This is a genomic window from Hyunsoonleella aestuarii (assembly GCF_006148925.1).
Lineage (GTDB): Bacteria > Bacteroidota > Bacteroidia > Flavobacteriales > Flavobacteriaceae > Algibacter_D > Algibacter_D aestuarii.
On record NZ_VAWB01000002.1, the window covers coordinates 239751 to 262745 of the forward strand.

Genomic DNA, 22995 nt, shown 5'->3' on the forward strand with positions numbered 1-22995 from the left:
GCAATTCTTTGATGAAAGACTTTATAAATAAATTCTACAGAAATCATTCCTTAATTTATAAAGGCCTGCTATTTGTGTCAACAGTTTTTTTAATTGTGTATTTATTCCCAAAAAGTGGTAAGTTTAAGTACAACTTCGAAAAAGGAAAACCATGGCAGTCCGAAAATTTATATGCACCTTTTGATTTTGCAATAAAAAAATCAAATGAGGAAATTACACAGGAGAAAGAAAGAATCTCTAGTAATGCTGTTTTGTACTTTAATTTAGATAGTATAATTTATAATGGTGTTGATAATCTTTTCGATTCAAAATTCCCAGAAGTTTTTAAAGATACAATTCCTAAGCAAGATTATGAGCAGCTTTACATTACTGGAAAAGAAATAATTGATGAGCTGTATCTATTTGGTGTTCTTGAGGAAGAATATAATTTCAACAAAGACAAATCTGTTGTTGTTTTAAATGGAAGAAAAACAATCCATAAAACGTTGTTTTCAAATCTTGTAGAATTAAATGAGGTGCCTTCGATGGTTAGTGCATCTATACTAGAAAAAGGCCTAGAGCCATATAAAACTAGTTATTTGTCATTGTTCTTTGACTTAGTTCAGCCAAATTTAGTTTTTAATAAGTCTTTAACAGATAAGGCTTTACAGGATGAAATAAATAATATTTCGTATTCTAGAGGAAGTGTAAAAAGGGAGACTTTAATTATTTCCAAGGGTGAAATAGTAGAAGGAGACAAGTTTCAAATATTACAATCACTTAAATCTGAATATGAATCACAGTTATGGAGTGAGGCTAATTATAATTGGATTTTAATTGCCTACACTTTGTTAGTTTCTTTGGCGCTTTTGATGCTTTTATTGTTTTTGCGAAAATATAGAATAGATGTTTTTGAAAATAACACAAAAGTCACGTTCATATTTTTTAACATTTTTCTAATTATACTAATAACAACGTTAGTCGTAAATTATAATTCAAAATACATCTATGTAGTCCCTATTTGTATTTTGCCTTTAGTGTTTAAAGCGTTCTTTGATGCACGTTTGGGATTATTTGCTCATGTAATTACAGTGCTTTTGCTCGGTTTTATTGTACCTAACAGTTATGAGTATATGTTTCTTCAAATAATTGCGGGAATTGTAACTATTTTAACTGTTTCAGAGCTTTACAAAAGAGCGAATTTGTTTATTTCTGTTGGGCAAATAACACTTATTTATATTGTAGCTTATTTTGCATTTTTCGTAATACATGAGGGAAGTATTGAAACCATTGAATGGGAGACATTCATGTGGTTTGTATTATGTGGACTTGCGACACTATTTGTTCAGCCTTTAATTTATGCTTATGAAAAATTATTCGGTTTAGTTTCCGATGTATCACTTTTAGAATTGTCAGATACAAATACAAAATTACTTAAGGAATTATCTAATAAAGCGCCAGGCACCTTTCATCATTCATTAAACGTTGCAAATTTGGCGGAAGCATGCGCTAATGAAATAGGAGCTAATGCCATGTTAATACGTGTTGGAGCACTTTATCATGATATTGGAAAAATGAAAAACCCGGTTTATTTTACAGAAAATCAATCTACAGGAATTAATGCGCATGATGAGTTATCATCAAAAGAAAGTGCAAAAATTATTATAGAACACGTTATTGATGGTATTGAGATTGCTAAAAAAAATAATCTTCCAGATCGAGTAATCGATTTTATAAGAACACATCATGGAACCAGTGTGGTTTATTATTTTTATTCGAAAGAAATGAAGCTTTTGGATAAGAAAGTAAATAAACATGATTACAGCTACCCAGGACCTAAACCATTTAGTAAAGAAACTGCTATTTTAATGATGTGTGACAGTGTTGAAGCTGCATCAAAAAGTTTAAAAGAACCAACATCCACTAAGATTGATGCATTTGTTGAAAATATAATAAATAAGCAAATTGAAGAAGAACAATTCTTAAATGCAAACATTACATTTAAGGAAATTGAATCGATTAAAAAGATACTAAAACGAAAGCTTGCAAATATTTATCATTTGAGGATAGAATACCCAGAATGATAATTAAAAAAGTAAAAAAATAGTTGCGTTCTATGTGCATATAATATACATTTGCAACCGCAAATTTATTGCATAAGTTCTTATTGAATTTAGGAGAGGTGCCAGAGTGGTAATGGAGCAGATTGCTAATCTGTCGACGCGCAAGTGTCGCCCGGGTTCGAGTCCCGGTCTCTCCGCAAAATAGATAACCATTTCGGGGTGTAGCGTAGCCCGGTTATCGCGCCGCGTTTGGGACGCGGAGGTCGCAGGTTCGAATCCTGCCACCCCGACTTAAGGTCGCGTAGCTCAGCTGGATAGAGCATCTGCCTTCTAAGCAGACGGTCACAGGTTCGAATCCTGTCGCGATCACATAATAACCTGTTGATTATCAGCAGGTTATTTTTGTTTATACCATTTGGTAATTTTCCAGAGAAGCAGATTATTTTGCTATTTTATCACGCAAAACGTGCACAATACGACGCACACTTTGACCATAATACTTCTAATTATGGCAACGGTAAAAACCACTCTAGACACACGTAGACCAAAAGTTAATGGAGCTTACAACATCATTTTTAAAATTAGACACCACAGCAAAGTCTATACTATTAACTCAGGCATTGCGATCCTAGACCGCTATTGGGATTACGAACATTCTAAGATTACAAAACAGCATCCTAATTCTAAGCTATTAAACTTAAAGCTTTTAAAAGATTACTTTAAAATTGAAAAAGCTATGCTCACATTAGATGATGATTTTACAATTGAAAAACTGCGAAATAACTTTAAAGGAATTGCACCAAATACATCAAAATCGTTTAAAAAGCATGCACAAAAATTAATAGATGAATTAATGGCTACCAATAAAACAGGTAATGCTATTGTTTACAGAACTGCTACCAATAGATTATTAGAGTTTTGTGGCAAGGATATTATGCTTAATGAAATAGATTATAAACTTCTAGATAAATTCATACATCACTTACAACTAAAAGGCCTTAAACAAAACAGCATATCAAACTATTTAAGGACTATACGAGCAATTTACAATAAGGCTATAAAATACAAGCTTGTTGATCGTTCTAGTTATCCATTCTACGATATTAGTATCAAGTCCCAGAAAACAGCAAATAAGGCTATTACAAAAGAGAATTTAGAGCGATTGATAAGTTTACCTTTAGAAGAAGATTCAGCCTCATGGAAGGCCTTAAATTACTTCATGCTAAGCTTCTATTTAAGAGGGATTTCATTTACTGATATGGCCTATTTAAAACGCTCTAATATCATAAATGGTAGAGTAGAATACATTCGTAGAAAAACACATAAGCATTATAGTGTTAAACTATTTGGCAATGCAAAATCTATTATAAACAATTTGCATGAAATGGATCAAGATTATTTGTTGCCCGTATTAAATAATAGTATTGTTGAAGATAGCCTAGATGCTAAACGAATCATAAAGCAATGGATAAAAACGACTAATAAGTATTTGAAACGCTTCTCTGGAGAGATTAAAACCTCGGTTATCATAACCACATATTCTTCTCGTTATTCATTCGCTAATGTTGCTAAACAACTAGGATATTCTAATGAGCTTATTGCTGAGGCACTTGGCCACTCTTATGGCAATAAAACAACAGCAATTTACCTAGATTCATTTGATACAAATAAAATAGATGATATGCACTTCAAGGTTATTTCATTTTAATAAGTGCTAATAACTTAGTTAAAGTTTTTAATTTTTTTCTTGATTTTGTGCATTTTACGCTTTCTTTTAACTTCTTCAAGCAACTCAGGTTTAATTTTACTTATCTCGATTTTTAAAGTTTGATACGCTCTAGATTCAAGACTTACTTTATTATGTCCTTTTTTTGGTTTGTAAATCATATTCCATAGTTCAAAAGGGTGTCTGTCTATCATAAAATCAATACGCACATAGTTGTCTTTCCATTTTATAATATCGTTTAGTCTTATTTTTTTAGAAATCGGTAAAATACTGTTCTCTGGTACGTGTGCAGATGGTTTTAAACATCTAAAATTACCAATTGGTACATTTGCTTTTTTTCTTTTCATTTTTACTAAATTTTTAAGTGTTATTAAATTGAGGAGATGTTAGACAGATACTATTAATCAGCAAGCTTAAAGTTAACTCTCAAGCTCAACAAATGCAAGGGGTAACAACACTTTTATGAATATTTCAATGAAAATTTTATTGCTATGATATGGCTAAAAACAAGTTACTATTTGGCTTATTTTGATGTGTTTTTTAACAATTCAAAAAAAAGCATTGCATTATTCGCAATAAAATGGTGTTTTTGTTGATAGCCTTAACTCAAAAATTAAGTCAATTATGAAAAATTATTGCAAATTTTAGTATAGTTTCTTCTAGTTTTTGATAGAAGGCTATTTTTTTGATTAAATAATAAATAATGATCGCATCAATGAGCTCTATAATTAGCTCGGATGCTCCAGATAAGAATATAAAATTATAGGGTTTATAATACCATTAAACTTTAATTTTTAATGTTAAAAGCTATAATTAAATTTATTGTAGAAAAAAGAGGTGTACTCTAAATACACATATTTTGTTACTTTTTACAGCAATTAAAAAATCTAAACATTATAGTAATATAGCTTTCTCTTCATATTAGGAGCGAGTATAATGTTAATTTTAATCTATTTGAAACAAATAAAGGTACTTCTTATAACAACGCCCACATGTTTTAAGCAAAATCGGTGTACTCCCATCAAGTTTATCTACACTGATGCCAAAGCTATGTCTACACAATGTGCTGTTATAGTACAGACAAGCTGTAAGCTATAACTGTATTATGCTAAAATAGCCTCAAGATTGGACCATGTTTTGATAAAGTGAGGTTTTAGTAATTCTTTTCGGAAACCATCTTTCCATCTTCATAGATGGTTTCTTTTATCAGTTTTCCTTCTTTTGACCATTTTTTCCATAAACCGTCCTCCTTTCCGTCCTTGTAAGATTTTTCAGTTACCAACGTCCCATTATAATGCCAAGATTTCCAAACACCAACCTTTTTTCCTTCCTTGAAAGTACCTTCAAGTTCCAACTGCCCGTCCCTAGTCCACTCTTTCCAAACGCCATCCTTTATTCCATCCTTGTAAGATTCTTGACTTAACAAATCCCCGTAATAATACCTTTTCCAAACACCATCCTCTTTCCCATACTTGAATGTACCTTCATTTTCTAACTGTCCCTTATAATCCCAACTTTTGCTAACACCTTCTTTCAATCCATCCTTGTAAGATAATTTAACTGCCAACTGCCCGTTATAATGCCACTCTTTCCAAAGGCCATCCTCTTTTCCGTCCTTGTAAGAATGTTCACTTCTTAACTGCCCACCTAAATGCCAGGTTTTAAAAACACCAACCTCTTTTCCATCCTTATATGTACCTTCACCTGCCAACTGCCCGTCATCATGCCACAATTTCCAAACACCATCCTTTATTCCATCCTCGAAAATACTTTCACCTGCTAACTGCCCGTCCCTATACCAATTTTTCCAAACACCAACCTCTTTTCCATCCTTGTATGTGCTTTCACCTGCCAACTGTCCGTCTATATGCCAATTTTTAAAAACACCATCCTCTTTTCCATCCTTGTAAAATTCTTCACTCCACAATTGACCGTTACTATGCCATTTTTTCCAAACTCCAACCTTTTTCCCATCCTTGTATGTACTTTCACCAGCCAACTGCCCGTTATCATGCCAAGATTTCCAAACACCATCCTTTTTTCCATCCCTGTATGATTCTTCACTTTGTAATTGCCCATCCCAATACCAAGATTTCCAAACACCATCCTTTTTTCCATCCCTGTATGATTCTTCACTTTGTAATTGCCCATCCCAATACCAAGATTTCCAAACACCATCCTCCTTACAATCTTTATAGGTTTGTTCTTTCATTAACTGACCATTTTCCCGCGAGGCTCTATAAACTCCGTTCCTTTTACCATCTTTATATGTCCCTTCAATCGTATGCATCCCATCCCAGCCTTTAACCCAGCCATTCACTAGAGTTGAATCCTTCTTAAAATAGGCAATATCTTCTTTATAGAATATTTCAAAGGGATCGATAACTCTAACTTCAATGGGATCGATAACTCTAACTTCAAAGGGATCGATAATTCTAACCTCTTGAGCGAGAGAAATTATGGGTAAGGCCACTAATAAAAACAGCAGTTTTTTCATTACAGATAATAATAAGTTAAACACAAACCATCCAAAAAACTATAATTTTCAGGGGATAAAAAGAATAATATCTTGAATTGAGGCATTAAGATAATAAAAAGCTAAATAATTTATTTTTTAATCAGGTTAAAGTAGTGCACATAGTGAGCACACGCGTTCACTGGAATCACAAAGGCTAGAAAACATCGTAGCTCAGCTGGATAGAGCATCTGCCTTCTAAGCAGACGGTCACAGGTTCGAATCCTGTCGCGATCACATAAAGCCTTACTAGAAACAGTAGGGCTTTTTTGTATGTTATACTTGATTAAGTTTTAATAGGTTGCCCGCTCGAATGTTGAAACTCCTGTGTGCCTAGAATAATTAAATTAAAACACTGTTAAACGTATGTTTATCAATGTTTTTTTATTTTATATTGTTTAATTTGAGATGATATTTTGTAACTTGACGAAACGTTTTTCTGTTTGGTTATTCCTATTAGATTTACAAACACACTTTATATAAGGTGTGTTTAACGTTTAGTTAGATTCGTTGATTGTATTGTTGGAGAATGAAGTGACTATGTTCAAAACTAGGGTCAATCCAAAGAATCGCGAATAGTTAATTTGGAAATACTTTTATTTGGACCGAATATCTCTCTTGAAAGTATAGCGTTAATTGATGTTAATAATACCGAAATCTATAGCTTCTAGAGAAGCAATTTCAGTAGCTGTGAAAGGAGGCACTGTTTTCACATATGTTTAGTAACTAAAATATAAATTAAAGATGATTAAAAGAATAATTTACACACTTACAATTTCACTTTTAATACTTTCTTGTAGTAATAAAAAAGGAAGTAACGATTTAGTAGTTGTAGAACCCAATCAAACTCTGGAGAAAGTTTCGTTAGAAGGTAAAGAAGCACTCATTTTTACAACGGCTAAGGATACCGACAAAAAGTTATCTTTAGACTTAAAAAAAGTATTTAAAAATGCTAAGCAACCCTTAGAAACTGAAGTGGCAATTTTTGTTAACCCTGAAAAGCACTTCCAAAAATTTTTAGGAATAGGAGGAGCAATTACAGATGCAGCTGCAGAGGTTTTTTCAGTCTTAAGCAAAGATAAACAAGAAGAACTGTTAAAAGCCTATTATTCTAATGAAGGAATAAACTACAATATTATAAGAACGAGTATTCATAGCAGCGACTTTGGATTGGGAAGCCATACTTACATTGAAGAAGGTGATAAGGATCTTAAAACATTTTCTATTGAAAAAGACAAGGTAAAGCGCATACCTATGATTAAACAAGCACAAGCTCTAATTAGTGATGAGATGGTGTTTTATGCAAGTCCTTGGAGTCCACCTGCATTTATGAAAACTAACAACAATATGTTACAAGGGGGCAAATTGCTACCAGAATTTAACCAAGCATGGGCAAATTATTATGTAAAATTTATTGAAGCATATGAAGCTGAAGATATACCAATTTGGGGTATAACCATTCAAAACGAACCTATGGCGGTTCAACGTTGGGAGTCATGTATTTATACTGCAGAAGAAGAACGCGATTTTTTAAAAAATTATTTAGGACCAACATTCGAAAAAAGTGGTTTGGGAGATAAGAATATTGTTGTATGGGATCATAACAGAGATTTAATCTCACATAGAGCAAACACTATTTTTGAAGATTCCGAAGCTTCAAAATATGCCTGGGGAATAGGATTTCATTGGTATGAAACATGGACAGGCGGTGAACCTAAATATGACAACTTAAAGAATATTAAAGAATCATTTCCCAACAAAAATTTGCTATTTACTGAAGGTTGTCAAGAAAAGTTTGATTCAACCCAATACCAGAGGTGGTCTAATGCAGAACGCTATGGCAATTCAATGATTAATGATTTTAATAGTGGAGTTGTAGGTTGGACAGATTGGAATATTTTATTGGATGAAAATGGAGGTCCAAATCATGTTCAAAATTTTTGTTTTGCACCTATACATGCCAACATAAAAACAAATGAACTCATTTATACACCATCTTATTACTACATCGGTCATTTTTCTAAGTTCATAAATCCAAAAGCAATTAGAGTTAGCACAACAACGAGCAGAAGCACCCTTGAAAGCACCTCCTTTAAAAATACAGATGGCACTATTGTCACTGTAGTTATGAACAAAACAGACAGTAAAATTGTCTATAATCTGATAGTAGGTAATAGTGAAATTTCATTAGAAATTGAACCTCACGCTATGCAATCGGTAATATATTAAAGTATAAAAAAAGAAGATTTAAAATTAATAGTATTGTCTTATTATTTAATTAATCCTGTTACACATAACTATTAACTTCTTATCATCTAAAGTTGTTGTAAAAAACAAATACACGTCGCCGCCATCTTTAATCTTTGACTTTTTTCTGATTTGTTGAACGGTTTCAGGGAAATTACGAGTTGTAATATTGGCTTTTTTTATCCCCAATCGTTTTAATGATTTGTTGTTATAAACAATGACATCGTTTATTTGAAATCTTCTCCCAGGAAAGTCGATAAGATTATCGCTTGTGTATAAATGAGAATGTTTATGAAGTTTGTGAACTTGTAGATTTTGAGAAACTATATTGAAACCACCACTTTTTAATAAAGCTGGATTAGGTTCATACAAGTAGAAGAGTGGTGCATGATAGGAGGCTATAGCTTCATTTTCTTCATGTATTGAAAACTCAAAAGAATCCATTGAATCACTTTTTAAGTTAACAGTCTTTATGCTAACATGCTGCGAGTAACCTTTTTCTAAAACCCAAAGCAGTTCTTTAACTTCATTATTTACAGAAACTACATGTATTTTTTTTACATGCTCCAACTCGTTAATTCCAATTGAAATATCTAATAAAGGTGAGGTTTTTATTAGAATATTGTTTGAGTATTCAAAAAGGGTGTCTAAATGTTCAGGAACATTAGGTAGGCAGTCTTTTAGAAAGAAAACTTTGCCTTTGCTATCATGTCTTCGTGATGGGTCAATATAAATCCAATTAAAAGAATTTCCGTTTTGCTTTAAAAAATTCAAGCCATCATCACAGATAGTTTGAATATTAGTTACACCCCATTGTTCATAGTTGTGCGTAACAATATCAGACAGTGATTGATTTATTTCACAATGTGTAACAGTTTCAAATTGTTTTGAAAAATAAAAACAATCAACCCCGAAACCTCCAGTTAAGTCGATAATAGATTTTCCAGAAACTAAATGCGATTTATACTTAGCTGTAATTTCAGATGAGGTTTGCTCTATGTTTAGCTTATTCGGGTAGTAAATATTAGCGCTTGAAAACCAAGTGGGTAGTTTTTTTTCACAGCGCTTTTTAGCTTCAATTTGTTCTACTATCGATTTTATGTCGACTTCAGGAAAAGGACTTCCCTTCAAAATTAAAGTGTTTGCATCAGAATTTAAATTATTGTTTATAAATTCCTGAATGTCAATATTTAGAATCCTTTTATACAAACTAAAACTATAAGCCTTGAGTGAGCTTTTTTACAATTTTATTTTCAGATAAAAACTCTTTTAAAATAACCTTTATGGCAGTATATGCGGGTACAGCAATTATTAATCCAATGACGCCAAATAAGATGCCGGTTATTAAAATCACCAAAAATATTTCAAGAGGATGCGACTTAACACTTTTCGAAAATATAATGGGTTGACTTCCAAAATTATCTACCAACTGTCCAATAATGAAAACAATAAAAACCCAAAAGGTTTTAGGTAAAATCACCTCACTAAAAGACAGGCCAAGATTACTGGTCATGGTAAGTGTAATCATTAAAATACTGCCAATTAAGGGACCAACGTAAGGAATTAAATTTAACAAGGCACATAAAAAGGCAATGACGATGGCATTTTCAACTCCAATAATTAAAAGGCCTATCGTATAGATTATGAACAGAATAAAGATTTGAAAAATAAGACCTACAAAATACCTAGATAACAAGTCCTTTATTTTATTAGATGAGTTTTTCCAACGAGACTCTTTGTTGTCCGGTATAAAAGTGAGCAAACCATTTTCAAATAGTCTGCTGTCTTTTAAAAAGAAAAAAGAAATAAACAACACAGAAAACAGGCCTATACTAAAGCTTCCTAAGCCGCTTATAACTGAATTTAAAAAATCAGGAATGAGTCCATAATCAATTTTAGAAAGCAGATTAGATTCCTTTAAAGACTGCTCTACATCAATTTGATGCAAATCGAAATAAGCTATAATTTCACTGTATAAATTCTCAAGATTGCGTTGTAATTCGTCAATGTTTAATAACGATAAATTTTGACCTTGTTTTATAATTAACGGAATAAACAAACCAACTAAACCAATAAAAATACCAAGCAAAAGAACCATGGTTACGATAACAGCAATGGTATTCTTAAATTTTAACTTTCGCTCTAAAAACAATACAATAGGTCGCCCTATTAACGAAATAACCGCAGCTATGGCTATATATCCTATAACAGATTGAATTTGATATAGAAAATATAAAATCAAGGCTGTTCCTAGAATAATGGCGACTGCTCTTAAAATGCCGTTGGAAATGGTATTAGAATTCAAGTTTTGCGGTTTTAAGAGTAAATCTAGTCATTTCAAGTTTCATTTAAAAGTTTAAACAAAATTAATCAACCTTCAATCACATCTTTGTAATCTTCAAAAAATGATTCAAATAAGCTCATGTTCTCATTGAAGAATTCCATGACCTGCCGCCATGTTTGTTTGTTATGTATCGATACCTTTTCTTCTAATGGCACATAAATTCTAGATATTTCCTTGTGGTTTTCAAGTAGGTACGATTCATCAAAAATAGCCTCGGGAAGAAAGTCGTCCAAGAGAATCGATTTTAAAGACAATAGCTTCTCCCAGCGTTTAATACGGTATTCGAGATCATCTTCGAGATCTAAAGCAACTAAAGCTTTTTTATTATCAAAATGAAATTTAAAGCTTAATCCTTTTAACTTGGTATTGTAAAGAATCCACTTTTTGGGAAATGACTTTCTAAAGCTTGTCCAAAACTCTTGCCTTAGTAATCGAGATTCTTCTTTTGAGAACATGTAAAATAATCAGTTTTAATTATTCCAGTTTTAGAAGGAATGAAAGCTAAACAAAATAAGCAATACCAACACCCAGAATTATGGCGATAAACTTAGAAAGGTTGAACTTGTGTCCTTCGCCACTTTCAAATAAAATAGTGGTAGCAATATGAAAAAAGATACCTATAACAATGGAATTAATACTGTGCGCTAATTGAAGACCTAAGTCTACCGTATTAGAAATATAAGTTCCTAGCGGTGTCATTACTGCAAAAACCACTAAAAAGCCAATGATTTGTGTTTTGCTAAATTTCGATTGAAACAAAAATAAACTTAGAATAGTTGCAATAGGAATTTTATGAACCAAAACACCATAAACCATATCATTGTGCTGATTTATTGGAAATCCCTCTAAGAAACTATGAATACACAAGCTTATAAATAACAACCAAGGAAATATGTTCGATTCTTTATGGATGTGAACATGACCATGTTCGGCACCTTTGGAGAATAACTCCAAAACAATTTGGAGCAATATCCCGCACATAATAAACAGTCCTGTAAGCTTAGTTTCTAAGTGAGAATATACTTCTGGCAACAGTTCAAAAAGAGTTAGTGCTAATAAAAAAGCACCACTAAAAGACAGTAGGAGTTTTGTGTTCCAGCTCGTTTTATTTTTGGTGAATTTGGCAATTATTATCCCAATAATAACGGCGTAAACAGGAAAAAGATATTTATTCATTCAAAAATATTAATCAAATATTATTTAAAAACCATCACTAGTCTTTCAGAGGTTTTTGGGTTAAACTTATTTAATTTATAATCACCAAAAACGTCTAGCAAATGTACATCGGCTTTTTCAAAAAGGGTCTCAAAATCTTTCAAAGTAAACCCTCTAACACGTTCTTCAAAGGTAAAGTCATCACCCATGGCATTAAATCTTATATGCTTTACAATAAAATCCTCCTCAACATAACGTTTTAAATGAAAATCAATACCATCAACAGTCTTTGTTTCCTCTGGTACTAAAGTATCAATCACAAACTCACTATTCATAAAATCTATAACAGCAAATCCAGAAGCGTTTAAATTAGTCTTAATGGCTTTAATCGTGTTTAGGTTGTCCTCATCCTTATCGAAATACCCAAAGCTTGTAAATAAGTTAAAAACGGCATCAAAAGTTTTATGATATGGTTTACTCATATCATGCACTTCAAAACGCAGTCGGTGGTTTTCAAACTGTTTTGCAAATTTAATACTGTTCGCACTCAAGTCTAAACCCGTAACCTCGTAGCCAATTTTATTTAAATACCGCGCATGTCGTCCTTTTCCACAAGCCAAATCTAAAATGCTGCCACCCTCAGGGATATTCAAATAATTTGTAAGCGTATCCATAAAGGCATGCGCCTCAGTATCGTCTCTATCCTTATATAAAATATGATAAAATGGTGTGTCAAACCAAGAGGTAAACCATTTTGTGGTGTCTGTACTCATATGTTTTTATGGTGGTTCCCACGCTTTGGCGTGGTCGGGCTTTTCGCTATATCTTTTTTTCGAACCTCAAAAAAGGATGCCGCTACAATCCCTAACCTAATTGTCAATAAACTTTAACGTTTGCCGCAAAATTACGTTATTTTTGCAAGGTATTAGACGAAAAAAATGGAAGAAAATTTCAAGATGGTGGCCAAAACTTTATTTGGCTTTGAAGACTTATTAGAAAACGAACTTTTACAATTAGGCGCTCAAGACATAAAAAAAGGTGTTCGAAATGTATCTTTCGTTGGCGATAAAGGATTTATGTACAAGGCCAACTTGGGCTTGCGTACCGCCATTAAAATTTTAAAACCCATCCATTCTTTCAGAGTAAGTAGCGAAAAGGATTTATACGATAAAATCTACAAAATGGATTGGGAAAATCACCTGAAACCTACAGGGAGTTTGGCAATAGATGCCACCATCCATTCCGATTTGTTTTCACATTCCCTTTACATTGCCCAAAAAACGAAGGATGCCATTGTCGATAAGTTTAGAGACACAGTTGGGCAGCGCCCTAATGTGGATTTAAAATTTCCAGACCTTAAGATAAACGTCCATATCGATAGACGCCAATGTACTATTTCGTTAGATTCTTCGGGAGATTCCTTACATAAACGCGGCTATAAAACGGCTACCAATATTGCGCCTATAAACGAAGTGTTGGCAGCAGGTTTGGTAATGTTATCGGGTTGGGACGGACAATCCGATTTTATGGACCCCATGTGTGGTTCTGGCACCATGCTTATAGAAGCTGCTATGATTGCTTGTAATATTCCACCAAATTTGATGCGTAAGGAGTTTGCATTCGAGCGCTGGCAAGATTGGGATGTTGATTTATTTGAAAAAATAGAAGAATCGCTTCTTAAAAAAACACGCGATTTTCATTATAAAATTACAGGGTACGATAAAGCACCAAGCGCCGTAAACAAAGCAAAAGAAAATGTAAAGCACGCACAGTTGGACGATTTTATACATGTGCAACACGAAGATTTCTTTAAAACCCAAAAAGGAGGCGAACAAAAACTGCACATGGTGTTTAACCCGCCTTATGGTGAACGTTTAAATATCGATATGCAAGAGTTTTACAAAAGCATAGGCGATACCTTAAAACAAAACTACCCAGGTACCGATGCTTGGTTTATAACTTCAAATCTAGATGCATTAAAGCATGTTGGGTTGCGCCCTTCTCGTAAAATACAATTATTTAATGCCAAGTTAGAAGCGCGTTTGGTTAAATATGTGATGTATGAGGGGAGTAAGAAGGGGAAGTATATGAAGTAGGATTTTTGGGGATTGGCTTGTCTTTAATGATATACGTCAGTTTTAATGACTTATATCAGTCGATAAGCGAAGTTCTCTTTTAAAATGCATAAAAACAGTTTGCACTTGTAAGTAATTATAAACAATTTGCATTTCAATATAGTAACAAGAAATAACTCTTGAACATCGTAATAGTTAGTTTTAAAGTATTCCATCCAAATACAACAAGGCTATATTCGTTTCATGCAAAACTCTAAAACATTTATTTATGGTGTGCTTTTAGGTATTTTAGGAATTGTACTATTTTCTTCAAAAGCGGTTATGGTTAAACTGGTTTATAAGTATAACATAGATGCTATAAGTGTACTGCTATTGCGTATGCTGTTTTCCTTTCCTTTCTATATCGGCGTTTTAATATATCAAAGTAAGCGCGATACCGTAATTCAAGTCACAAAAAAAGACTATTTGTGGGTTGTGCTTTTTGGTATCGTTGGTTATTATTTGGCAAGCTATTTTGATTTTATGGGGCTCATTTATATTAAGGCAAGTTTAGAGCGTATTATTTTATTTGTGTATCCTACCATAGTACTCGTTTTAAATAAAGTCTTTTTTAAGAAGAGCATAAGTTTTCTGCAATGCGCTGCTATATTATTAACCTATTTGGGAATTGTATTTGCCTTTTGGGATGAGGTTGCTATTTCCGGTTTCGAGACTTACATTGGTGGTGCTTTTATTTTGTTGAGCGCCATAACGTACGCCTCTTATCTGGTTGGAAGTGGCTGGTTAATACCAAAATTTGGTGTTGTAAAATTTACGACGTATGCTATGTTGGTGTCTTGTCTCTGTGTTTTTATACATTACGGATTTGCAACACAAACGAGTCTTTATGGATATCCGTGGCAAGTGTATTTTATTGGTTTTTTAATTGCAATTGTGGCCACCGTTATTCCATCGTATTTGGTGTCGCTTTCTATCAAAATGATTGACTCATCTAACTTTGCCATTATTGCGGGCATCGGGCCGATATCTACCATTATTCTTGCTGCCATATTTTTAGGTGAAATATTAACGTTGATGCAGCTTTTTGGAGCTTTATTGGTAATCGTTGGGATTCTTTTTGTGTCTGTTAAAAAAAAGTAGAAAAGGCGACTAAATGTTCTCAACATTATTGTACTTTTATTGTTAATTACTTTGTTTAGGAGCTATTTCATTTTTTCCATTGAAATACTATATTAGCGTTCTATCACAAATTTTTACGAGTTTCTATGGCTGTACAATCTAATTATACCGAAGATAATATACGTTCACTTGACTGGAAGGAGCATATTCGTATGCGTCCAGGAATGTATATTGGAAAACTCGGTGATGGGTCGTCGCCAGATGATGGTATTTATATACTGCTAAAAGAAGTTTTAGACAACTCCATAGACGAGTACGTAATGGGAGCTGGCAAAACCATTGAAATCTCTATTCAAGGCACTAAAGTAACGGTACGTGATTATGGTCGTGGTATTCCCTTAGGGAAAGTGGTCGATGTTGTTTCTAAAATGAATACGGGTGGTAAGTACGACTCTAAAGCCTTTAAGAAATCGGTTGGTTTAAATGGGGTTGGCACTAAAGCTGTAAACGCATTGTCGTCTTATTTTAGAGTAGAATCTACGCGAGACAGTAAAAGTGCCTCCGCAGAGTTTGAACAAGGTAATCTAACCAATCAAGATTTATTAGAAGACACATCGCGCCGAAAAGGAACTAAGGTATCTTTTATTCCAGATAACATCATTTTCAAGAATTATAAGTTTAGAAGTGAGTATATCGTAAAAATGCTTAAAAATTATGTGTACTTAAATCCTGGATTAACCATTGTTTTTAATGGTGAAAAATATTTTAGCGAAAATGGATTAAAGGATTTGTTAAGTGAAAATATTGGAGAAGGCGATCGATTATATCCCATAATTCATCTAAGAGGCGATGATATTGAAATTGCTTTAACACACAGTAAAACGCAATACAGTGAAGAATATCATTCTTTCGTAAATGGACAAAACACAACTCAGGGAGGTACGCATTTAAATGCTTTTAGAGAAGCATTGGTAAAAACCATTCGTGAGTTCTATGGTAAAAATTATGATGCTTCAGATGTTAGAAAATCGGTAGTAAGTGCCATCGCTATAAAAGTTATGGAACCTGTATTTGAAAGCCAAACTAAGACGAAACTTGGTTCTACAGATATGGGCGGTGATTTACCAACGGTTCGCACATATATTAATGATTTTGTAAAACGAAACTTCGATAATTTTTTACATAAAAACCCAGATACTGCCGAAAAAATACAACGCAAAATTTTACAAGCGGAGCGGGAGCGTAAGGAGTTGTCAGGCATTAGAAAATTAGCAAAGGATAGAGCGAAAAAGGCTAGTCTTCATAATAAGAAATTAAGGGATTGTCGTGTTCATTTTGGAGATACTAAAAATGAAAGAAATCTAGAAACTACGTTGTTTATTACAGAGGGAGATTCGGCTTCAGGAAGTATCACAAAATCTAGAGATGTTAATACCCAAGCGGTTTTTAGCCTAAAGGGAAAACCTTTAAACTGTTATGGACTAAGTAAAAAAATAGTTTACGAGAACGAAGAGTTTAATCTTTTGCAAGCTGCGTTAAATATTGAGGAATCATTAGAGGATTTGCGATATAATAACGTTGTCATAGCAACCGATGCTGATGTTGATGGTATGCATATTAGGTTGTTACTAATAACGTTCTTCCTTCAGTTTTTTCCTGAGGTTATTAAAGAAGGACATTTATATATTTTACAAACCCCACTTTTTAGAGTTCGAAATAAAAAAGAAACTATTTATTGTTATTCCGAACAGGAGCGCATTAATGCCATTGAAAAACTAAAACCAAAGCCTGAAATAACACGTTTTAAAGGACTTGGTGAAATTTCACCAGACGAGTTTAAACATTTTATTGGTGATGATATTCGCTTAGACCCAATTATGCTTGACGATAACATGTCCATAGAAGAGCTATTAGCATTTTATATGGGGAAAAATACACCATCACGACAAGAATTTATTATTGATAACCTTAAAGTGGAATTAGATTTAATAGAAGAAAACTAAAACTAAACTAGATATGTTGTATAATAAAAACAAAAAAGAACCAAAAAAGAGATCTTACGACTATTTACACAAACACGATGTTACTTCCAATGCAAAGAAGCGTCGAAAAACTGGAAGAGTCATGCTTAATGGAAAACCAAAACAACAGTAAAATTATAACATCACATATTAAAACCGAAGCTTTAACAAGAAAGAATCTATGAGAACGAACAATGGTAAAATTCGAAACGTAATAATTTCGGTTTATTTTATACTCATTGTTACAGCTATTATAATGGCTACTGTCTTTAGTGCTTTTAAGGATTTGACCAGTAGTACTACTTACACCTTTTTATTGTTTTTATTGGTCTTTGTTGGTTTATTCTTTTTTGTTCACTGGGTGGCAAAATACTTCGAGTACGATAGTGATGGTATGAAAGTGGTTTTAATAAACCGAGGCTTATTATTATCGGATTATTTAAACTATCGGGAATTCAAAGTTGAGTTTGAAAAAGCAGATTTGGTATCCTATAGATTCCATAATTATGTGGTATTTAAAAGCCTAACTTTAATTATAAGAAAGTCATCGGGTAATACGAAACGCGTAAGTTTTAATGTAACACTAGTAGATCGTAAAAAAAGAAAATACATAAGACAGTCCTTACGAAAAATGGTAAAGGCTAATAGAAATAAAGGAAATAGTTAATGGCAGAAGAAAATGATGATTTATTAAATCAGCAAGACGAACCTCAGGAAACCATTACCCGAGTAACAGGGATGTACAAAGATTGGTTTCTAGACTATGCGTCTTATGTTATATTGGAGCGCGCAGTACCTGCGATAGAAGATGGTTTTAAGCCGGTACAACGACGCATCATGCATTCTATGAAAGATTTGGATGATGGACGCTATAATAAAGTAGCGAACATTGTTGGTCATACCATGCAATATCACCCACATGGTGACGCTAGTATTGCAGACGCCATGGTTCAAATTGGCCAGAAAGATTTACTAATTGATACCCAAGGAAACTGGGGAAATATTTTAACAGGAGATAGAGCGGCTGCCTCTAGATATATAGAAGCGCGTATTTCTAAGTTTGGATTAGATGTTGTTTTTAATCCGAAAATAACAGAGTGGCAATCCAGTTATGATGGTCGCCGAAAAGAGCCGGTTAATTTACCTGTAATGTTTCCGTTGCTTTTAGCTCAAGGAGGTGAAGGCATTGCTGTTGGCCTTTCAACCAAAATATTACCACACAATTTTATTGAACTAATTGATGCTTCGGTAAAGCATTTACAAGGCAAACGTTTTACTATTCTTCCAGATTTCCCCACAGCAGGAATAGCCGATTTTTCTAATTATAATGATGGCAATAGAGGTGGTAAGGTACGCGTGCGCGCAAAAATATCGCAACTAGATAAAAACACCCTAGTGATTACCGAACTACCTTTTGGTACAACCACATCATCTTTAATAGATTCTATACTAAAGGCTAATGACAAGGGAAAAATTAAAGTCAAAAAAATTGAAGATAATACAGCTGCTGAAGTTGAGATTCTAGTGCATTTGCCGTCAGGATTATCTCCAGATAAAACGATTGATGCCCTTTATGCTTTTACAAGTTGTGAGTCTTCTATTTCACCATTAGGTTGCGTTATTGAAGACAATAAACCGTTGTTTATTGGTGTCACCGAAATGCTACGCAGAAGTACCGATAATACAGTTCAACTTTTAAAGCAAGAGTTAGAAATAAAACTCGGCGAACTAGAAGAGCAATGGCATTTTGCTTCATTAGAACGGATTTTTATTGAAAATAGAATCTATCGAGATATAGAAGAAGAGGAAACTTGGGAAGGTGTTATTAGCGCTATTGATAAAGGATTGCAACCTCACATAAAACATTTAAAACGTAAAGTAACAGAGGAAGATATTGTTCGGCTTACAGAAATTAGAATTAAGCGCATTTCTAAATTTGATATTGATAAGGCGCAACAGAAAATTGATGCTTTAGAAGAACAGATAGCCGAAGTAAAGCATCATTTAGCACATCTTATAGACTATGCCATTGCTTATTTCACCAGACTTAAAAAGGATTATGGAGAAGGAAGGGAACGTAAAACAGAAATAAGAACGTTCGATGATGTAGATGCTACTAAAGTAGTTATTAGAAATACTAAACTTTATGTAAATAGAGCAGAAGGTTTTGTTGGAACATCGTTACGTCGTGATGAGTATGTGTGTGATTGCAGTGATATTGATGATATTATTGTGTTTACGAAGACTGGCACAATGATGGTCACAAAAGTGGATTCTAAAACGTTTATAGGTAAGGATATTATTCATGTTGCCGTCTTTAAGAAGAAAGATAAACGTACCATTTATAATATGATTTACCGCGATGGTAAAGGTGGGCCTTCATATATAAAACGATTCGCAGTTACATCCATAACGAGAGATCGAGAATACGATTTAACTAATGGCAACAAGAATTCTATAGTTCTATACTTTTCTGCAAATGCAAATGGAGAGGCCGAAGTGGTTACGATTAATTTAAGACAAGCAGGAAGTATCAAAAAATTAAAATGGGATATCGATTTTGCCGATATTCTTATAAAAGGGCGTGTTTCAAAAGGGAATTTAGTCACGAAATATACAGTAAAACGAGTCGAGCTTAAAGAGAAAGGTGTTTCTACATTAAAACCTCGAAAAATATGGTTTGACGATACCGTGCAACGACTTAATGTTGATGGTAGAGGTGAGCTTGTTGGTGAGTTTAGAGGAGAGGATAAATTACTTCTGATTAATCAATCTGGAATTATTAAAACAGTTACACCAGAAGTCACCATGCATTTTGATAATGACATGATTGTTATGGAAAAATGGATTCCTAAAAAACCCATTTCGGCTGTTTACTTTAATGGTGAAAAAGAGTTGTATTATGTCAAACGCTTTTTAATTGAGAATGAGGGAAAAGAAGAGTCCTTTATTTCAGATCATCCTAATTCTCAACTAGAAATAGTTTCTACCGACTGGAGACCTATGGCTGAAGTTGTTTTTGCTAAAGAAAGAGGTAAAGATAGAAAGGATAATTTGGAAGTGAACCTTGAAGAGTTTATATCCATAAAAGGGATTACGGCATTAGGAAATCAGCTAACTAAGGATAAGGTTAATCAAGTAAATTTGCTCGATCCATTGCCTTATGAAGCCCCAGAGGAAGTACATGCTGATGATTTAGAGGTTGTAGATGAAACAGAAGTTATACCAGAACCTAATCGAGATGCAACTAAAAGCAATGGTCAAATGCCTGCATCAAAGAATGGGCAAGACCAAGATTTTGAAATAGATGATGAAGGGCAGATAACCTTATTTTAAACCTTTATTCTCCAAAAGCTAAAAGTTCTTCTTAATTCAAATCCAAGCTTTTTATAAAGATGAATAGGACCAACGTTGGTTTGGTCGACATGTAGAAAAGGTATTTTGTTTTTATCAAAAATAATGTTGGCTGTATGTGTTATTAATTGTTTTGCATAACCGTTCCCAGTATGGTCGGGATGCGTAATAACAGCACTTATTTCAATAAAATCATGAGTCTGCATGCGTTCTCCAGTGGCAGCTACTAGTTTTCCATTTTTGTAAATGCCAAAATATTGCCCTAAGTTTTGGGTCTTTGACTTGAAAAACTCTGGATAAACTAACTTTATAAGCTCCAATAAATCATCATAATGCTCTTGGGTGAGTTCTATAATTTCTTCTAAAATAGGATGCGTTAATCGTTTATAAACAATCATTTGTAACCCAATATATTCTTTAAGATAAGTTATTTGCTCTGGTAGTTTTGGCTTATCTCCAACAATAAAAAAGTCTTTAATTAATTTAGAATGCGCATTAATGGCGTTACTTGTATCTTCATTATTAACAAATGCTCCAAAAGGTGCATAGTCAGGATGATAAAATTTCACATTACCATAGTCTATAGCATGCTCGAATTGATGTTCGGTTAATGAATACCAAACAGGATTGTCTAATGGTGTTTCATCAAACGAATTCATCTTCTATTTTATTGATTATAACATCTTCTGGAGTTAGATAATCGAACCAAAAAGTTTCTTTGTTTCTTTTAAACCATGTAAGTTGACGCTTTGCAAAACGTCGTGTATTTTTTTTAATTTCTGAAACAGCAAAATCTAAGTCCCATGTATTGTCAAGATAATTAAAGATTTCTTTGTACCCAACCGTATTGAGTGCATTCAAATTTTTAAATTTATAAAGTGTTTTCACTTCATCTAAAAGTCCGTCCTCTAACATAATATCGACACGCCTATTTATTCTTTCATAGATAGTTTCCCGATTTGCTGTCAACCCAATAGTAAATGTTTTAAAATGCCGTTTCGTTTTACCTTGGTTTAAAAAAGAAGAATATGGTTTCCTTGTGCCGATAGATATTTCTAAAGCACGAATTACGCGGTGCGGATTATCTATAGCAATGGTTTTAAAAGCAACCTCATCTAAATCTTTCAATTTATTTTGTAAGTAGCTAAGTCCTTTATTTTTTAAGTCATTATTCAATGATTCTCGAATGCTAGAATCTATATCTGGAAAAATATCAAGTCCGTTGGTTACAGCATCAACATAAAGCCCAGAACCACCAACCATTATAACTATATTATGCTGTTTGAAAAGCTCATTGATTTTTTGCAATCCTTCTTTTTCAAAAGAACCTACGTTGTAATTATCTTCAATAGATTTATGATGAACAAAATGGTGTTTTGCAGCTTCAAGCTCGGCTTTAGAAGGAGCTGCTGTACCTATCTTCATCTCTTTATAAAATTGCCGAGAGTCGGCAGAAATTATTTCAGTATTATAATGTTGGGCTAACTTTATGCTGAGAGCCGTTTTACCTATAGCAGTAGGACCGACAATTGATACAAGATATTTAGTCTTCATTTAATAATTCACCACAGTTGTAACAATATTCAGCATTATCACGATGCTTTCTAGACATGCAATACTGACAAGTTTGGGTATTAGTTTCAATGGAACGTTTATTCGTTTTTACCATTTGTGCAGAAACAATACCTGTAGGTACCGCAATTATGGCATAACCCATTAACATGATAACAGAGGCTATTAATTGTCCCAATGCTGTAGCTGGAGCAATGTCTCCATAACCCACGGTGGTTAGTGTTACAATAGCCCAATAAACACTTCTAGGAATACTTGTAAAACCGCTGTCTTGACCACTTTCGACTAGATACATTATGGTTCCTAAAATCACGCATAGTATGAAAACAAACATCATAAACAAGATTATTTTCGCGCGACTTAATTTTAAAGCTCTTATAAGGTTAGTTGATTCCCCAATATATCGTGTAAGTTTAAGAATCCTAAAAACACGCAGAAGCCTTAAAGCTCTCAATGCTACTAATGAGTGAGATCCAACTAAAAAGAACGACAAGTATTTCGGTATCGTAGAAAGAAAATCAATAATACCATAAAAACTAAAAATATATTTACTTGGTTTCTTTACTGCTATAATTCTGGCAATATATTCTATTGAAAACAATATCGTTATTACCCATTCTGCAGCGTTTAAAAGCGTATGATATTTATTGTCAATTTCTTCAATGCTCTCGAGCATTACAAAAATAATGCTAACAATTATTGCAATAAAAAGTACGATATCAAAAAACTTACCAGCAGGTGTGTCCGCTTCATAAATTATTTCATGTAGCCTAAATCTCCAACTATGTTTTTTTGGTTTATTCATGTAACCAAATGTAATAAAAA

General features: G+C 33.3%; 19 protein-coding genes and 3 tRNA genes. 12 read left to right on the top strand and 10 right to left on the bottom strand.

Annotated features, from left to right (window positions below; all coding sequences use genetic code 11):
• The first annotated feature begins 11 nt into the window (after window positions 1–11).
• From FEF17_RS10815 to FEF17_RS10835, 5 genes are all read left to right on the top strand, one after another.
• Complete coding sequence (locus FEF17_RS10815; RefSeq protein ID WP_139002413.1) at window positions 12–2063, top strand: HD family phosphohydrolase; 2052 nt, start codon at window positions 12–14, stop codon at window positions 2061–2063.
• A 92-nt stretch (window positions 2064–2155) separates the two neighbouring features.
• A tRNA-Ser gene (locus FEF17_RS10820) sits at window positions 2156–2239 on the top strand.
• A gap of 18 nt (window positions 2240–2257) precedes the next feature.
• A tRNA-Pro gene (locus tag FEF17_RS10825) sits at window positions 2258–2332 on the top strand.
• Between the two features lie 5 nt (window positions 2333–2337).
• Window positions 2338–2411, top strand: a tRNA-Arg gene (locus FEF17_RS10830).
• A gap of 139 nt (window positions 2412–2550) precedes the next feature.
• A complete protein-coding gene (locus tag FEF17_RS10835) occupies window positions 2551–3750 on the top strand; it encodes a tyrosine-type recombinase/integrase (protein ID WP_139002414.1) in 1200 nt (399 codons plus the stop codon).
• Between the two features lie 14 nt (window positions 3751–3764).
• On the opposite strand, the gene FEF17_RS10840 is transcribed toward FEF17_RS10835, so the two are convergent.
• Both FEF17_RS10840 and FEF17_RS10845 read right to left on the bottom strand, forming a co-directional pair.
• Window positions 3765–4115, bottom strand: a complete 351-nt coding sequence (locus FEF17_RS10840) for a hypothetical protein (protein ID WP_139002415.1) — start codon at window positions 4113–4115, stop codon at window positions 3765–3767.
• An 806-nt stretch (window positions 4116–4921) separates the two neighbouring features.
• Window positions 4922–6265: a toxin-antitoxin system YwqK family antitoxin gene (locus FEF17_RS10845; RefSeq protein WP_139002416.1), complete on the bottom strand. Its 1344-nt coding sequence runs from the start codon at window positions 6263–6265 to the stop codon at window positions 4922–4924.
• A gap of 762 nt (window positions 6266–7027) precedes the next feature.
• Between FEF17_RS10845 and FEF17_RS10855 the strand changes: the two genes are divergently transcribed.
• A complete protein-coding gene (locus FEF17_RS10855; protein ID WP_139002417.1) occupies window positions 7028–8512 on the top strand; it encodes a glycoside hydrolase family 30 protein in 1485 nt (494 codons plus the stop codon).
• A 45-nt stretch (window positions 8513–8557) separates the two neighbouring features.
• Here FEF17_RS10855 and FEF17_RS10860 read toward each other — a convergent pair whose 3' ends face one another.
• From FEF17_RS10860 to FEF17_RS10880, 5 genes are all read right to left on the bottom strand, one after another.
• Entirely contained in the window at window positions 8558–9661 is a 1104-nt protein-coding gene (locus FEF17_RS10860) for a THUMP-like domain-containing protein (protein ID WP_344736932.1), read from the bottom strand.
• Window positions 9662–9746: 85 nt separating this feature from the next.
• Window positions 9747–10835, bottom strand: a complete 1089-nt coding sequence (locus tag FEF17_RS10865) for an AI-2E family transporter (protein WP_139002419.1) — start codon at window positions 10833–10835, stop codon at window positions 9747–9749.
• Between the two features lie 65 nt (window positions 10836–10900).
• Window positions 10901–11329 (bottom strand): DUF4268 domain-containing protein, encoded by a 429-nt coding sequence (locus FEF17_RS10870; RefSeq protein ID WP_139002420.1) that lies wholly within the window; start codon window positions 11327–11329, stop codon window positions 10901–10903.
• A 46-nt stretch (window positions 11330–11375) separates the two neighbouring features.
• Window positions 11376–12050, bottom strand: coding sequence for a ZIP family metal transporter (locus FEF17_RS10875; protein WP_139002421.1), 675 nt, complete (start codon window positions 12048–12050; stop codon window positions 11376–11378).
• Window positions 12051–12070: 20 nt separating this feature from the next.
• Entirely contained in the window at window positions 12071–12802 is a 732-nt protein-coding gene (locus FEF17_RS10880) for a class I SAM-dependent methyltransferase (RefSeq protein ID WP_139002422.1), read from the bottom strand.
• Window positions 12803–12967: 165 nt separating this feature from the next.
• Between FEF17_RS10880 and FEF17_RS10885 the strand changes: the two genes are divergently transcribed.
• The 6 genes from FEF17_RS10885 (at window position 12968) to FEF17_RS10905 (ending at window position 20580) form a co-directional block, all read left to right on the top strand.
• The gene (locus FEF17_RS10885) at window positions 12968–14125 is read left to right on the top strand and encodes a THUMP domain-containing class I SAM-dependent RNA methyltransferase (protein WP_139002423.1); all 1158 of its coding nucleotides are present in this window, start codon (window positions 12968–12970) and stop codon (window positions 14123–14125) included.
• Between the two features lie 222 nt (window positions 14126–14347).
• Window positions 14348–15244 (top strand): DMT family transporter, encoded by an 897-nt coding sequence (locus FEF17_RS10890; protein WP_139002424.1) that lies wholly within the window; start codon window positions 14348–14350, stop codon window positions 15242–15244.
• A gap of 125 nt (window positions 15245–15369) precedes the next feature.
• Window positions 15370–17226, top strand: a complete 1857-nt coding sequence (locus FEF17_RS10895) for a DNA topoisomerase IV subunit B (RefSeq protein ID WP_139002425.1) — start codon at window positions 15370–15372, stop codon at window positions 17224–17226.
• A 13-nt stretch (window positions 17227–17239) separates the two neighbouring features.
• Window positions 17240–17377, top strand: a complete 138-nt coding sequence (locus tag FEF17_RS14305; RefSeq protein ID WP_170180997.1) for a hypothetical protein — start codon at window positions 17240–17242, stop codon at window positions 17375–17377.
• A 48-nt stretch (window positions 17378–17425) separates the two neighbouring features.
• Window positions 17426–17911: a hypothetical protein gene (locus tag FEF17_RS10900; protein WP_139002426.1), complete on the top strand. Its 486-nt coding sequence runs from the start codon at window positions 17426–17428 to the stop codon at window positions 17909–17911.
• Window positions 17911–20580 (top strand): DNA gyrase/topoisomerase IV subunit A, encoded by a 2670-nt coding sequence (locus FEF17_RS10905; RefSeq protein ID WP_139002427.1) that lies wholly within the window; start codon window positions 17911–17913, stop codon window positions 20578–20580. The genes FEF17_RS10900 and FEF17_RS10905 overlap by 1 nt, the downstream gene beginning before the upstream one ends.
• Here the strand turns inward: FEF17_RS10905 and FEF17_RS10910 are convergent.
• The 3 genes from FEF17_RS10910 to FEF17_RS10920 are packed head-to-tail and all read right to left on the bottom strand — an operon-like array spanning window position 20577 to window position 22975.
• Entirely contained in the window at window positions 20577–21257 is a 681-nt protein-coding gene (locus FEF17_RS10910; protein WP_139002428.1) for a GNAT family N-acetyltransferase, read from the bottom strand. The two genes, FEF17_RS10905 and FEF17_RS10910, sit on opposite strands and share 4 nt — an antisense overlap.
• The gene (gene miaA, locus FEF17_RS10915) at window positions 21244–22152 is read right to left on the bottom strand and encodes a tRNA (adenosine(37)-N6)-dimethylallyltransferase MiaA (protein ID WP_139002429.1); all 909 of its coding nucleotides are present in this window, start codon (window positions 22150–22152) and stop codon (window positions 21244–21246) included. The genes FEF17_RS10910 and miaA overlap by 14 nt, the downstream gene beginning before the upstream one ends.
• Window positions 22142–22975: an ion transporter gene (locus tag FEF17_RS10920; protein WP_139002430.1), complete on the bottom strand. Its 834-nt coding sequence runs from the start codon at window positions 22973–22975 to the stop codon at window positions 22142–22144. Before FEF17_RS10920 ends, miaA begins: the two co-directional genes overlap by 11 nt.
• Between the last annotated feature and the right edge of the window lie 20 nt (window positions 22976–22995).

Excerpts from the sequence above, each read along its gene's own strand:
- FEF17_RS10815 (WP_139002413.1), top strand. The coding sequence starts at position 12 with ATGAAAGACTTTATAAATAAATTCTACAGAAATCATTCCTTAATTTAT.
- FEF17_RS10835 (WP_139002414.1), top strand. The coding sequence starts at position 2,551 with ATGGCAACGGTAAAAACCACTCTAGACACACGTAGACCAAAAGTTAAT.
- FEF17_RS10840 (WP_139002415.1), bottom strand. The coding sequence starts at position 4,115 with ATGAAAAGAAAAAAAGCAAATGTACCAATTGGTAATTTTAGATGTTTA.
- FEF17_RS10845 (WP_139002416.1), bottom strand. The coding sequence starts at position 6,265 with ATGAAAAAACTGCTGTTTTTATTAGTGGCCTTACCCATAATTTCTCTC.
- FEF17_RS10855 (WP_139002417.1), top strand. The coding sequence starts at position 7,028 with ATGATTAAAAGAATAATTTACACACTTACAATTTCACTTTTAATACTT.
- FEF17_RS10870 (WP_139002420.1), bottom strand. The coding sequence starts at position 11,329 with ATGTTCTCAAAAGAAGAATCTCGATTACTAAGGCAAGAGTTTTGGACA.
- FEF17_RS10875 (WP_139002421.1), bottom strand. The coding sequence starts at position 12,050 with ATGAATAAATATCTTTTTCCTGTTTACGCCGTTATTATTGGGATAATA.
- FEF17_RS10880 (WP_139002422.1), bottom strand. The coding sequence starts at position 12,802 with ATGAGTACAGACACCACAAAATGGTTTACCTCTTGGTTTGACACACCA.
- FEF17_RS10885 (WP_139002423.1), top strand. The coding sequence starts at position 12,968 with ATGGAAGAAAATTTCAAGATGGTGGCCAAAACTTTATTTGGCTTTGAA.
- FEF17_RS10890 (WP_139002424.1), top strand. The coding sequence starts at position 14,348 with ATGCAAAACTCTAAAACATTTATTTATGGTGTGCTTTTAGGTATTTTA.
- FEF17_RS10895 (WP_139002425.1), top strand. The coding sequence starts at position 15,370 with ATGGCTGTACAATCTAATTATACCGAAGATAATATACGTTCACTTGAC.
- FEF17_RS14305 (WP_170180997.1), top strand. The coding sequence starts at position 17,240 with ATGTTGTATAATAAAAACAAAAAAGAACCAAAAAAGAGATCTTACGAC.
- FEF17_RS10900 (WP_139002426.1), top strand. The coding sequence starts at position 17,426 with ATGAGAACGAACAATGGTAAAATTCGAAACGTAATAATTTCGGTTTAT.
- FEF17_RS10905 (WP_139002427.1), top strand. The coding sequence starts at position 17,911 with ATGGCAGAAGAAAATGATGATTTATTAAATCAGCAAGACGAACCTCAG.
- FEF17_RS10910 (WP_139002428.1), bottom strand. The coding sequence starts at position 21,257 with ATGAATTCGTTTGATGAAACACCATTAGACAATCCTGTTTGGTATTCA.
- miaA (WP_139002429.1), bottom strand. The coding sequence starts at position 22,152 with ATGAAGACTAAATATCTTGTATCAATTGTCGGTCCTACTGCTATAGGT.
- FEF17_RS10920 (WP_139002430.1), bottom strand. The coding sequence starts at position 22,975 with ATGAATAAACCAAAAAAACATAGTTGGAGATTTAGGCTACATGAAATA.